We start from the raw sequence: 11,176 nt of genomic DNA, 5'->3' as shown, positions 1-11,176 counted from the left end.
CAGCGAGGAGGTAACGGTGGGGTTACGCTAAACATCAGCAGTATTAATATTAACGGCGGACCTACTGACCGACATACCGCGAGAAAGTTAATCGAGGTAATTGCGGACGAAATCGAGCAGGCTGGCATGGCTGGCGCTTAAAATAACGGGCGGCTCCTTCGCGGGGCTGCTTTTTTTATCTGAGGTGATATGATGATCGATTTTGATGAAATCGAGGAAAAAACAAGGGAATACAAAGAGAAAATTCGCCAGGATCGTTTAAATCGTGGCTTACCTGAAAAAACGCCAGAAGACTTTGTACCGATTCCTTTGTCAGTAGTTCTCGTTGAGCGGTTGAAGCCGTTTGAAAAAATTGTAATAAGATATGCGAAATTACTAATGGATTCCGGCGAGTTAATTCCGATTGATACGAAAAAACTCGATAAGTACCGCAGAATTGGCGAATTGTTATCGATGTCTAAAGGTTTATTTTCATCCGTTACAGGTGCGATGGTAATCGATATTTTGCGCTATATGGATAAAGTAAACCAGGCGCTTCTGCAACACGTACCAACGATTGATCCAGACCACGTCGCGACACATCTGTATTTAAGTTTACAACTGTTTGGCAGCGATAGTTTTTATGACAGCGGCCGTGACGATTATAGGGAACTAGAAAGAGCGTATAGGAACGAGTACAACCGATTAAAGACCGATCCTATACGTTTTATTATGGAAACTAAAAGATACCGAAGACAGTACGAATCGATAAAACATTTAATTTGAGGTGATAAGATGAAAACATTAGACGATTTAAAACACGGTCTAACCGATCAACAACTTCTTGCCGCGCAATTACTTGTATCAAACGAATTTGCGGGTAAAGAAAAACGGAAGTTAGAGGAGATCGCGGAGGAAGTCGGTGTGTCGCGTGTAGCTTTATGGAACTGGCGTAAGAAAGACTTACGCTTTATCGAATACATGTCGGCGCTGTCCGATATAACACTCGATAGTTACCGCTCCGTGGCTGATGCACAATTAATGAAGCTGATTAAGGGTACGAGTAATAACGGGTTACCGGCAATAAAGGCGCTTGAGCTTTACTACAAACTTAGCGGCCGTCTGGTCGATAAACGCGAAATCGTGACGAAAGAAAATGACGCACCAGTACGTAAAACAAAGCAGGAGATTGCGGAGGAATTACGTAAACTTGACGAATTATTGAATTAACGGCCGCCTTCGGGCGGTTTTTTCTTTTGTCCTCGGTTTATTTTACCGCGTCCGCTAAACGCAAAATTCAGGTATTGAAAAACGTCGAGATTTGGCGTATAATAAGAAAGCGCGGACGGTGCTAAAACGTCCACTCAAACGACGGACAACGCGTCCTTTTCCGAAACACCGTTATGCTTTCGAATAGGCCAACGCTTAAAAAATCCCGTCGTACCAACGTTTATATTGCGCTCGTAGCTCAGCTGGATAGAGCGGCGGTTTCCGGTACCGCGTCTGCCGGGGGTTCGAATCCCTTCGAGCGCGCCATATTACTTCTTGTTATAAGGCTTTTCTTAGACGGGAAGTGGCTCAGCTTGGTAGAGCACCACGTTCGGGACGTGGGGGTCGCAGGTTCAAATCCTGTCTTCCCGACCATAATAAAGATAATAACCATGCGGTATTTCAGGATTTTGCTGAAATACCGCTTTTTTTGCGTGGTGCTCAATTGCAAACATTTTGCAAACGCTTGAATTCGAGATAAATTTTTATATTGATTGTGATTTGTTTTTGACTCCGAATAAATTTTCGTCAAATTTAGCAGCGGCTGCTTCTTGTAGTCCGGGCAAAATGTGTGAATAAGTATCTAATGTAATTTGTACGGATGAATGCCCTAATCGTTCACTCACTATTTTAGGATGGATCCCTTGTTTAAGCATAAGCGTTGCATGAGTATGACGTAGATCATGGAAACGGATTTTTGAAACATCAGCTTTCTTCAAAAGACTGTACCATTTTCTCGAAAGATTTCGTGGCAGGACTTTTGTTCCCAATGTTGTGCAAACTACAAGATCAAGATTTTGATACTCACGTCCATATCTAAACCTTTCTTCACGGACCATTTTATAGTGTTTTGCAAGCTCGTCCAAGGTTGATTGAGCTAAAGCAATTGATCGATATGAGCCTTCCGATTTAGCTGGCTGAAAGTGGGATCCGTCCTTCGAAAGTGTTTGGTTAATTGAAAGCATCTTATTTTTTACGTCAATATCTTTCCATCGCAAACCTAATATTTCTCCCCGCCTCATACCTGTTGTAAGCGCGAGGTGAAAAGCAATATAAAGGCGGTCTCCTTTTGCTACTTCTAAAAATCGGCGTACTTCTTCTTCGTTCCATACCTTCATTTCTTTTCGTGTTACTTTTGGCGTTTCTGCTAATAATGCTACATTTTCACGAACAAATCCTTTTGTTTTAGCGTAACCTAAAGCATTACGAATGATTTCATGAACCTTCAGAATGGACTTAGCTGCTAAGTGTTGACTTAAATTGATATATAATTTCTCAAGATGAACGGCATTCAATTGATCCAGTCGGTAATGTCCGATTGTTGGTAGAATGTGATTTTTTGTATACATATTATATGTGTCAAATGTTGTTTGTCGAACCTTCGTTTTTTTTAGTTCTAACCAGGTTGCTAAAAAATCACTAAATTTTTCTTTAGAAGGTTCAATGTATGTTCCTTCGTTTATTTCAGTAATCATTTTAGCCATCGCTTTTTCTGCTTCTTTTTGTGTACGGTATCCACTAAACCATTTTTGCCGGCGCTTTCCGTCGTCGGATTTAAGATCGAGTACAAAGCACCATTTATTTCCACGTTTTCGAACATGACCTTTCATAAAAAACTTACTCCTTTCTTTGATAACTAAATAAACACGCTTTCCACAAATGACATTACTGATTTTGCATCAACGGCTTGTAAAATAAATTGTATGTTTTTAGAATGTATGTTCTGTTTTAGAACTAAAGAAAAACCCGAAATGGGCTAAGACTAATTTAATTGATTCCTTTAAAATAACATCTTGCCATCTACGGTTATGGTAAAAGTAAACAGAATAAACGGTTAATTCGGTAATTAAAGAGTTGAAAATTATATATATTCCTTTTCGAAAGACGAACAAAACGTACGTTCGCGTGCATAGTAAAAGAAAAACCCTTAAAGGGCAAAAGGGTATAATTCCTAGACAACTTTTATCGAATTATTGATAACTGATTTTAAATTTCTTGATTCTGCGATTATGGTGAATGTCTGTATTCCGGTTTCATCGATTTTAATATCAAGATCATATAAAAAGAACTTTTTTGAGTCTAAAACGTTTACTAAATGGTTATTTGAAATAAAATATTTGTATCTCCCTGCATGGAAATTATGCGTAATTACCTTTCCGGCAATTTTAATCTCCCATAAATGCTCTGTTACTATTTCAAGATCAGGAAAATGATCCACTTCAATAGGAGAATTTATATATACTTTAAAATTTCTATTTGTTCCTCGTTGTAGTGTGTCATTCACTAAACTTGGATATATTGCTATATCGTAAGTATTTATGCCACTTTCCCTTTTTTGAAGAAAAATAGAGCTGAGGTTGTTCTTAACAGTTTGCAGCTCATTTGATAAATTATTGTTTGCGGTAACTAAAATCTGTATTGTTGTTCCTAAAAGGTACACAATAATGGACCAAGCGATTATAAACATGTTACTTATAGGTTTTTCGAGAAAGTTGCCTAGGGCTGCAGAAAGAAACCCTAATGCAACAGTAACAGCTATATTAATTATTTGAAAGAGCATTTACAATTACCTCAGTAAAGTTGATTAAAAAGTCCTCGTCGCTGTTATCAACGGAAATTATTCCTTTACTATTAATTGATACGAATCTGTCCTTCACGCTTAACACGATATATTCTATGTTATTTTCATTATTTATTCTTTCGAACTCCTCAAATTTAACGAAATCCTTATAAAAATCGTCACCAACATCATTTGAATATTCAACCTTTTTTATATGAGCATTTAACGCAGAGACCATTTTCCCCATGTTTTTTTTATTAAAAGGGTAGTAATCTAATTTCATACCAGTGTTCTTTTTGATATATTTAACGATCTCCTCAACATATTTTGGGTCAATTGATTCGATTAAAAAAAAGCCCTTATCTTTGAAAAGAAAAGAATTTACAAATTGGGAGAAGGGTAAATTAAGATGATTTACACCTTTTTTAGTCCCGATCAAATATTCATCCGATACTCTAAAAACTACATGAAGGAGATCATTTTTAATTTCATTAAAGTGAAAAACCGTTATGTCATCTGGTTTACTAAAGAAAAAATTTGACTTTTGCTTTTTTAATTTTATATAGTTATTTGTACTACTTAATTTAAAAACGGTAAACTTCATTTTCAAACCCCTCCTGGGCACTAGGTTTGACTAGTTTTAAGATCATATAATGTATTCAATAAATGTATTATAAATCCTTTAAATAATTCAGGGTCAGGAATTTCACTTTCATCAATGACAATTCTATGACCATCACTGTACAATTTAACGGTAACCGTATTTGGGGCTCCTGGTGCACGATATGGCATTTCAAATTTTATATGCGACATTTTACCATGTTCGTTATATAATTCGTCTACTTCAGATTGAAATTGATCATCGGATGGGTCTATTTCATAAGAAACCTTTTTGGTACTATCGCCATGTTTTTCGATTTTATCTAGTTTGGCAGCAGTCCATTTATATCTTTCTTGAACCTTCCTAAGAAGATCATTGTCAAGCCGGAATATTGTGGCCTCAAATCCCAACTGTTCAACAATTGACTTAACTTTACTTTTTGAAGATTCTTCATTGGAATAATCAAATTTAATAATAAGAAAATTGTCCTCAGTAATGTTAATTAATGCTTTACTGTAGTATTGGTGCTGTGTTCTAGTGGTGGTTATTTGATCTTCAATAACTTTTGCTTCATAAAAATATCCTAAACTACCTTGAGCGGTACAATAACATTCAATAAGCGGTTTTTCTTCTATCACCTTTGTTTGAATAGAGAAAAAACCTTCACCAGTTATTACACCTTCTGCATTACTATATGGAGCTGAATTTTCTAACATAATCTCCTTAACAGCATTTAGATTTAATTTATCCTCTTCGGAGTAAAATAAATCCATTTGTTCCGCTGTGTTTAATGTGTAGAAGTTTAGAACTGCCATATAATTATTATCCCCTTTCTATCTTAGTCCAACCACTGAATCGCCCCGACCTTACCACCAATCGAAGCAATAAGGTCCACTTTCCGATTAAACACCAGTTGTAACCGATACTTTGCAAATTTCTCTGTCACAAGGAAATGATCAGCAATCTCCGAAATAAAAACCGCCTGATCGATCGCAGCAACATATACATCCTCCAAAAATCGTGCGGGCATAAGAAGATAAGCTGACATTCGTTTTGCCTGGGCTTCAAGTTTGCCAATGTAATGCTTGTCCATTCCAATTTGTGATGTATGGTGAGCGTAAATGTGGCAGAATTCCTCTGCAAGAAGTAATTTTTTTTCGATCGCATTCAAACCAGGTCGAATGTAAATAAGTCCACGGCGGCCGCGATTTTTTGGAATAGAGAAGGCTTTAATTCCGCCTTTGATATTCCCTTCATAAAACTCAAAAGGCAAAATTTTTATCCCGTAACGGCGGCAAATCTCAAATACGTCGATTTCATCTGCTGACCGAAAGTTAAAGTGGGAAAGAACAGCTTCTGCCCGTTCTTCCCAGTAATCTGATTTAGTTGTCGGAAGTAATTGCCCCAGTTGCATGATGTAACGACTCCTAAATATAAAATTAAGGGGAGGAAGGGTTCCTCCTGAACAATTAATTAATTTCTTTCACACGCAAAATTGTCGTGATCCCGATCCATTTTCGGCTGATAAGCCGGATGACTGGACGGCACACCGTTTGGATATACTCTTCTTAAATCTGTGCAGTTCGCAAAATTGGTTTTAACCGGTTCTGGTTTTGGAGTAGAAGGAACCTTCGGTTTAGACGGTTGTGTCTTTATAACTTTTGCAACACAGCCGACAAATCCTCTGTTTGTTACAAAACCGGATCGTGACCATATTCTAAGATGTTTCGCTTGAGCACTGTCTTCTGCTTTCTCATATGTCGAGAGATACTTGTATGGTGGTTCATAAATGTATGCTACTCGGGCGTATCCTTCTTTTAATAGCGTCTCTTGAACAGATTTTCCATTAACAAATACATAAGCTAGTAATCGTCCGTACTTATCGGTGCGACTCTTTTCAAACTCAAGAGTAAGTTTTCCACTGTTCACGAGTTGGCGATTTCGCTCCGCGGCATCTTTGGCAAACGGTTGGACACATGTTCCTGGTTTTTTAGATTCCGGCGTATCTACTAGTAAATAACGAACGGTTTCTTCTTTACCTTTGTAGTTGACTTTAATTGTGTCGCCATCAACTGTTTCAACGAGGGTAACACTTGCTCGGTTTGCTTTAGTTTGCGGTTTTGTTGTTTTAGGTTTAGTAGTAGCTTGGTGCGTTTCTGTTTTTGTATCCTTTTCTGCTGTTCCTTTATCTTCATTAGTAGCAGAGTTATTTTCTTTTGAACCATTTTGATCTGTTTCTTTTTTGGCTGCTTGCTCGGTTTGGTTATTATCTGTGCTTGCTTTTTGCGGTTGTTCACATGCTGCAAGAGCAATCAATGAAAGAACTAATGGCAGTGTTAAAATTAAGCGTTTCATTTTATCCCCCTCAAGATATCATAGTTGATTTGTACGTTCTTTTACTTTATCTCTAATTGCTTTAACGACGCTATCAAGATTATTCTCTGGTATATTACGAATCGTTCTTTTTTTCGATCCGAAAACTCCTTTGATTTTTAAATAAAGAATCCCCAACTCCATTAGAGCTTTACCAAAAGGATTTGGAGCGATATCGAAATCAACTTCAACAATATCTTTATATTGAATGGTTTCAGTCTCAGCGCCACCAAATAATCCGCCTTTCATCGTTACAAAAACTAATTTGCTTTCTGCCACAATGATAAAGCCAGTCTTTGTTAAGGTGGGATTTGCTGTTTCAAATGAAAAAATCTTTTCATTATCCTTGATCACTTTTTTTAATGCTTTTATGGCAAGTTCATAGAACTTTCGTTCCGACTTTGGAAATTCTAAAATAAATTCCTCCATTTCCGTTAAAGTCACTGGATATTCCATGATGCCAAACCGATAGTTAAGTTTAGTATAATTCCCCATGTTTTTAGCCCCTTTTTACTTTTTATATGTATTAATGGGTAAATGTCCCATTGATACCGAAAAAATAAATACCCTAAATACCCCCCCAATAACGGGCGGAATTAAATGAATAATATAAGTTAGGTTAAATATCTGATATTTGTTTAAAATAAAACACGCCTAAGCGTGCTTTAATCATCGATAATATCTTCGTTGTCCTCGTCATCGTCGAGATCCTTCTTGATGAACTCCCACATCTTAATCAGTTGCTTGATTTTCTTCTCTGGTGCGTTTGCAAGATCATGGAAGAGGACTGGGTGTTTTTTTATTTCTTCAAGGACTTTAAACTCCTCTTCGGTAAGTTCAACCTCTGTTCCTGCAACCTGGATTTTTTCTTCTTCATCTAAATAACCGGCGATCTCCAAAAGTTTTTCATAGTCATAATCATATGCTTTCGCCAACCTTTTCAAAGTATCAAAGGAAGGTTTTATCGGTTTTTTCGTTCCTCTTCTATATCCTTTTTCAACATCTGCTATGTAAGAGTGGCTCAGTCCGGTAATTTCTGCAATTTCTCGTAAAGATCTATTTCCCCTGAGCTCTCTCAAAAAGGAGCCTAATTCATTCATTTTGATTCTCCTTGTAAACTTTATATTACATATTGTAAAACAAATACTACGGTTATTTAAGAAAAAATTGCTAAAAATTTTGTAGTACATAGTTGACATTGTTTCGTACATGTTTTACAATCATAAGTGTAAACAATGTGCGACATTAAAGTGAGGTGATAAATTCTATGCGAAATATAGTAAAGTATCTACGCAGGAGCGAAAAATTCGATTTAACTCAAGAAGAATTAGCGAACGCTCTTGGCGTGTCAAGACAGACAATTGTATCGATTGAAAATGGCGGTAACACAACAGCAGAATTAATGCTGAGGATTTCGAACTTTTTTGACAAAGACCCACGGGAAATTTTTTTTATCGATAACGTCGAACATAGTTTACAAAAACCGAAATCAAATTCAGCCTAAGGAGGCCAGCTGATGAACCTCCAACCCACGAAAGGCGGTGAAGAAATGTCAATTCAAAGAAAAAAACGAAAATCTAAAAAGAAAACTAAAGCTCCAAGTTTAGAATGGAACAACATTAAAGGGGTAAAGCGTGAACGCTTAATCTTGGAGCGTAAAAAAAAAGGTCTTACTCAGGGTGAACTCGCGAAATTACTAAGTGTCTCAACCTCAACGATTTCTCATCTAGAAAACGGGAGAATTAAGCCGAGTCTTGAAGTAGAGAGTGGCCTTTTAGAAATATTTAATGTACCTTTTGAAAAATTGTTTCCTGATTTATAAAAATAGGACTTGACTATTAAAATTAAGATTTTTTCCAGTTGAACAAGAATAAACGACATTTTGCGGTAAGTAGCAACTATAATTTTCTTTATTTTGTAATTAGATATTTTTTGAAAGTTCGCGTGATGTCGTCTATCCCATACAATTGGAAACTTTCCGATTTTTATAATGAAATCAGGAGGCGAAGAATGTGAACCAATTACAAAGATATAACCATTCCATGTTTGGAGAACTACAAATTTTAGTAAAAGACAATAAAGAGTTTTTTCCAGCTACTGACGTTGCATTAATACTAGGATATGCAAACCCTCATGATGCTTTGTCAAAACATTGCAAGAAAGAGGGGGTCGCGTTTTACGAGGTCCCTTCAAATGGTGGATTACAGAATAAAAAATTTATAAGTGAAGGCAACCTTTATCGTCTTATTGTAAAATCCAAGCTCCCAAGTGCAGAACAATTTGAAAAATGGGTTTTCGATGAAGTTCTTCCAACCATTCGAAAAACCGGAGGCTATGTCGCAAATGACGATTTATTCATTCAAACATATTTGCCGCACGCTGACGAACAAACGAAAACCATGTTCAAGGCAACTCTGGCGACCGTAAGAAAACAAAATGAACAGATTGCCGTCATGCAACCGAAAGCCGATTATTTCGATGCACTAGTAGATCGAAACTTACTCACCAACTTTCGGGATACAGCTAAAGAGTTGGAGGTCGGCCAACGGCATCTGATCAATTGGCTGCTTGATAACAAATACATTTATCGTGATGCCAAAGGAAAACTTAAGCCATACGCTCAGTACGTTCCGGATCTCTTCAAATTAAAAGAGTGGAAACGAAATGGTAAGGCGGATGTTCAAACCTTGATTACACCTAAAGGAAAAGAAACGTTCCGTTTATTACTTAAAAAAGTAAGTTAGGAGGGGGCACTATTGTTAAAACTCGATTTCGACGATGCGGCAATGGATATCATCGCCGCAAAAATTGCAGACCGTGCATTCGAAAAGCTAAAAGAAAAAATGGATACTGCCAACCAATGGCCGCCATTATTAACCCGGGATCAACTAAAGGATTTCCTTGGAATTAAGGACACAAAAGCATCTGAACTTTTAAATCGTGCTGACTTTCCAGTTATTCGTGAGTTTGGAAGACCGAAAGTACCAACTCATATGCTTATGAAATGGATTGAAGAACATACGGAGTGGATGGATAGCAACAACGCAAACTTTTTCAATCGCGCTATATAGCCCTTTTTTATCAGGTTATTAACTTTTCAAGGAGCGAAAGGAAAATTGCTATTTTTCGACTCAATAAGAGCAGAAGCTATCTATCTTTTATTATAAATTCTACAAAATGAATATTTGGTAAAGGGAGGAAATTAACTTATGGCAGTTGGTAAGGCAATCAAAGCACTAAGGAGGGAGCAAGACCTTTCTCAATTACAACTTTCGTTTGACCTAAATGTTTCTCGCGAAAGCATTTCGGCATATGAGACGGAGAGGGCAAAAGTGCCACAAGATATTTCCCGATCATTGATGGAGAAGTTCGATAATCCTTTTTACGCGATGGAGGTGGCCCATGATTATACAGGTGGGAGCTGGGTTTCAAAATTGGATGGAGACGCTGTTGATCTGCATCGTTCCACCGTAAAGGACAAAACTCTCGAAGAATTGGATGAAGCTTTAGAGTCGATCAGAGGCGTTCGTTTATCAGCTAAGCCCAAATACATACAAGAGCACGAAAAACACCAACTTGAAGAGGCTATCATCCAAGCGATCGACGCCATTATCGCCCTAACTCATTTCGTTGCAATCATCTGTATCGAATACGGATTTTCATGGCTAAAGATGTGGAAGAAGCAGCATGCGAAACTTCGATCAAAAGGATACATCAAAAGGAGAAGTTGAATGGATCGATCTTTGTTATCCGAGCAATTAGAAGTCGCTTTTGAAGAGATTAGTAGCTTTGAAGATTTACGAGTTTTTCTCAAGCACATTCAAAAATTTTATGGAGGGACAAGCAATGAGAACAGCGGCACAAATAAAATTGTTACCGGCTGAATTAGGAATGGTTAAAACGGCCATGAAAGCTTACAGCAGAAATTTAATAGGAAGTAAAAAACGCTTATTCGATATCGCTTTGAATCGAGTGCTTGCATCCGATAACGGAACATTCCTTATGGACGGGATGGAGCTAGAATATGTTCGCCGAGCGCTTTGTAAATACGCCTGGTTCCATTATGCGAATCACAATCGAGATACGGCCGGGATTTATTTCGAACTTGCCTATTGGGTCAAAGAAAAGAAAGCAGAGTTTCAAGCAGAAAATGGACCAAAAATAAAGCAGCTAGCGTAAGGGCAATACGCTAACTGCAGAACCGGAAATATTCGAACACTTTTATTTTACCATTCAAAAATGGTAACAGCAAGGGCATCATATTGGGCTGTTTGAGGATTTAGAAATGGCAAAAAAGGCTGTCAAACAAGCAAGGGCTAAACTTATGCCTTATAGCAAAGAGGGGGCCGCAGCAGAGTAGGAGGGTTTGGTCCCTCCATTAGGATCAGGAACGA

At 37.5% G+C, this 11,176-nt stretch carries 17 protein-coding genes and 2 tRNA genes; 11 read left to right on the top strand and 8 right to left on the bottom strand.

Going from position 1 to position 11,176, the window contains the following annotated elements; translation table 11 throughout:
* Positions 1-189 precede the first annotated feature (189 nt).
* The 4 genes from WD019_RS15545 to WD019_RS15530 all read left to right on the top strand — a co-directional run bounded on the left by WD019_RS15545 (position 190) and on the right by WD019_RS15530 (position 1,623).
* A complete protein-coding gene (locus tag WD019_RS15545) occupies positions 190-765 on the top strand; it encodes a hypothetical protein (protein WP_425712076.1) in 576 nt (191 codons plus the stop codon).
* 9 nt (positions 766-774) lie between these two features.
* Positions 775-1,209, top strand: a complete 435-nt coding sequence (locus WD019_RS15540; protein ID WP_425712075.1) for a phBC6A51 family helix-turn-helix protein — start codon at positions 775-777, stop codon at positions 1,207-1,209.
* A gap of 227 nt (positions 1,210-1,436) precedes the next feature.
* Positions 1,437-1,515 (top strand) — tRNA-Arg (locus tag WD019_RS15535).
* 31 nt (positions 1,516-1,546) lie between these two features.
* Positions 1,547-1,623: transfer RNA gene (locus tag WD019_RS15530), tRNA-Pro, on the top strand.
* A 110-nt stretch (positions 1,624-1,733) separates the two neighbouring features.
* Here the strand turns inward: WD019_RS15530 and WD019_RS15525 are convergent.
* The 8 genes from WD019_RS15525 to WD019_RS15490 all read right to left on the bottom strand — a co-directional run bounded on the left by WD019_RS15525 (position 1,734) and on the right by WD019_RS15490 (position 7,882).
* Complete coding sequence (locus tag WD019_RS15525) at positions 1,734-2,858, bottom strand: tyrosine-type recombinase/integrase (protein WP_425712074.1); 1,125 nt, start codon at positions 2,856-2,858, stop codon at positions 1,734-1,736.
* Positions 2,859-3,199: 341 nt separating this feature from the next.
* Positions 3,200-3,808, bottom strand: a complete 609-nt coding sequence (locus WD019_RS15520; RefSeq protein WP_425712073.1) for a hypothetical protein — start codon at positions 3,806-3,808, stop codon at positions 3,200-3,202.
* Complete coding sequence (locus tag WD019_RS15515; protein WP_425712072.1) at positions 3,789-4,412, bottom strand: hypothetical protein; 624 nt, start codon at positions 4,410-4,412, stop codon at positions 3,789-3,791. Before WD019_RS15515 ends, WD019_RS15520 begins: the two co-directional genes overlap by 20 nt.
* 20 nt (positions 4,413-4,432) lie before the next feature.
* The gene (locus WD019_RS15510; RefSeq protein WP_425712071.1) at positions 4,433-5,224 is read right to left on the bottom strand and encodes a hypothetical protein; all 792 of its coding nucleotides are present in this window, start codon (positions 5,222-5,224) and stop codon (positions 4,433-4,435) included.
* Positions 5,225-5,247: 23 nt separating this feature from the next.
* Positions 5,248-5,823: an ImmA/IrrE family metallo-endopeptidase gene (locus WD019_RS15505; protein ID WP_425712070.1), complete on the bottom strand. Its 576-nt coding sequence runs from the start codon at positions 5,821-5,823 to the stop codon at positions 5,248-5,250.
* 59 nt (positions 5,824-5,882) lie between these two features.
* Positions 5,883-6,764, bottom strand: a complete 882-nt coding sequence (locus tag WD019_RS15500) for a thermonuclease family protein (protein ID WP_425712069.1) — start codon at positions 6,762-6,764, stop codon at positions 5,883-5,885.
* 18 nt (positions 6,765-6,782) lie between these two features.
* Positions 6,783-7,277: a PH domain-containing protein gene (locus WD019_RS15495; RefSeq protein WP_026678179.1), complete on the bottom strand. Its 495-nt coding sequence runs from the start codon at positions 7,275-7,277 to the stop codon at positions 6,783-6,785.
* A 170-nt stretch (positions 7,278-7,447) separates the two neighbouring features.
* Positions 7,448-7,882: a helix-turn-helix domain-containing protein gene (locus WD019_RS15490; protein WP_425712068.1), complete on the bottom strand. Its 435-nt coding sequence runs from the start codon at positions 7,880-7,882 to the stop codon at positions 7,448-7,450.
* A gap of 167 nt (positions 7,883-8,049) precedes the next feature.
* Here WD019_RS15490 and WD019_RS15485 point away from each other — a divergent pair, with 167 nt between their 5' ends.
* The 7 genes from WD019_RS15485 (at position 8,050) to WD019_RS15455 (ending at position 10,961) form a co-directional block, all read left to right on the top strand.
* A complete protein-coding gene (locus WD019_RS15485; RefSeq protein WP_425712067.1) occupies positions 8,050-8,286 on the top strand; it encodes a helix-turn-helix transcriptional regulator in 237 nt (78 codons plus the stop codon).
* A 45-nt stretch (positions 8,287-8,331) separates the two neighbouring features.
* The gene (locus tag WD019_RS15480) at positions 8,332-8,604 is read left to right on the top strand and encodes a helix-turn-helix transcriptional regulator (protein ID WP_425712066.1); all 273 of its coding nucleotides are present in this window, start codon (positions 8,332-8,334) and stop codon (positions 8,602-8,604) included.
* Positions 8,605-8,794: 190 nt separating this feature from the next.
* Positions 8,795-9,526, top strand: a complete 732-nt coding sequence (locus WD019_RS15475) for a phage antirepressor KilAC domain-containing protein (RefSeq protein ID WP_425712065.1) — start codon at positions 8,795-8,797, stop codon at positions 9,524-9,526.
* A gap of 12 nt (positions 9,527-9,538) precedes the next feature.
* Positions 9,539-9,853, top strand: a complete 315-nt coding sequence (locus tag WD019_RS15470) for a hypothetical protein (protein WP_425712064.1) — start codon at positions 9,539-9,541, stop codon at positions 9,851-9,853.
* Positions 9,854-9,991: 138 nt separating this feature from the next.
* Positions 9,992-10,513, top strand: a complete 522-nt coding sequence (locus tag WD019_RS15465) for a helix-turn-helix domain-containing protein (RefSeq protein WP_425712063.1) — start codon at positions 9,992-9,994, stop codon at positions 10,511-10,513.
* Positions 10,514-10,666: a hypothetical protein gene (locus WD019_RS15460; protein WP_425712062.1), complete on the top strand. Its 153-nt coding sequence runs from the start codon at positions 10,514-10,516 to the stop codon at positions 10,664-10,666.
* Positions 10,629-10,961 carry a hypothetical protein gene (locus tag WD019_RS15455; protein ID WP_425712061.1) on the top strand — a complete coding sequence of 111 codons (333 nt, stop codon included), beginning with the start codon at positions 10,629-10,631 and terminating at the stop codon, positions 10,959-10,961. The genes WD019_RS15460 and WD019_RS15455 overlap by 38 nt, the downstream gene beginning before the upstream one ends.
* Positions 10,962-11,176: the final 215 nt, after the last annotated feature.

It is taken from the genome of Fictibacillus sp. Mic-4 (assembly GCF_049843615.1).
Classification (GTDB): domain Bacteria; phylum Bacillota; class Bacilli; order Bacillales; family Fictibacillaceae; genus Fictibacillus_A; species Fictibacillus_A gelatini.
The sequence above is the reverse complement of the archived record's forward strand: the minus strand, read 5'-3'. Positions and strand labels throughout refer to the sequence as shown.

What these genes read in the sequence shown, in the direction of transcription:
- WD019_RS15545 (WP_425712076.1), top strand. Translation starts at nt 190, where the DNA reads ATGATGATCGATTTTGATGAAATCGAGGAAAAAACAAGGGAATACAAA.
- WD019_RS15540 (WP_425712075.1), top strand. Translation starts at nt 775, where the DNA reads ATGAAAACATTAGACGATTTAAAACACGGTCTAACCGATCAACAACTT.
- WD019_RS15525 (WP_425712074.1), bottom strand. Translation starts at nt 2,858, where the DNA reads ATGAAAGGTCATGTTCGAAAACGTGGAAATAAATGGTGCTTTGTACTC.
- WD019_RS15520 (WP_425712073.1), bottom strand. Translation starts at nt 3,808, where the DNA reads ATGCTCTTTCAAATAATTAATATAGCTGTTACTGTTGCATTAGGGTTT.
- WD019_RS15515 (WP_425712072.1), bottom strand. Translation starts at nt 4,412, where the DNA reads ATGAAGTTTACCGTTTTTAAATTAAGTAGTACAAATAACTATATAAAA.
- WD019_RS15510 (WP_425712071.1), bottom strand. Translation starts at nt 5,224, where the DNA reads ATGGCAGTTCTAAACTTCTACACATTAAACACAGCGGAACAAATGGAT.
- WD019_RS15505 (WP_425712070.1), bottom strand. Translation starts at nt 5,823, where the DNA reads ATGCAACTGGGGCAATTACTTCCGACAACTAAATCAGATTACTGGGAA.
- WD019_RS15500 (WP_425712069.1), bottom strand. Translation starts at nt 6,764, where the DNA reads ATGAAACGCTTAATTTTAACACTGCCATTAGTTCTTTCATTGATTGCT.
- WD019_RS15495 (WP_026678179.1), bottom strand. Translation starts at nt 7,277, where the DNA reads ATGGGGAATTATACTAAACTTAACTATCGGTTTGGCATCATGGAATAT.
- WD019_RS15490 (WP_425712068.1), bottom strand. Translation starts at nt 7,882, where the DNA reads ATGAATGAATTAGGCTCCTTTTTGAGAGAGCTCAGGGGAAATAGATCT.
- WD019_RS15485 (WP_425712067.1), top strand. Translation starts at nt 8,050, where the DNA reads ATGCGAAATATAGTAAAGTATCTACGCAGGAGCGAAAAATTCGATTTA.
- WD019_RS15480 (WP_425712066.1), top strand. Translation starts at nt 8,332, where the DNA reads ATGTCAATTCAAAGAAAAAAACGAAAATCTAAAAAGAAAACTAAAGCT.
- WD019_RS15465 (WP_425712063.1), top strand. Translation starts at nt 9,992, where the DNA reads ATGGCAGTTGGTAAGGCAATCAAAGCACTAAGGAGGGAGCAAGACCTT.
- WD019_RS15460 (WP_425712062.1), top strand. Translation starts at nt 10,514, where the DNA reads ATGGATCGATCTTTGTTATCCGAGCAATTAGAAGTCGCTTTTGAAGAG.
- WD019_RS15455 (WP_425712061.1), top strand. Translation starts at nt 10,629, where the DNA reads ATGAGAACAGCGGCACAAATAAAATTGTTACCGGCTGAATTAGGAATG.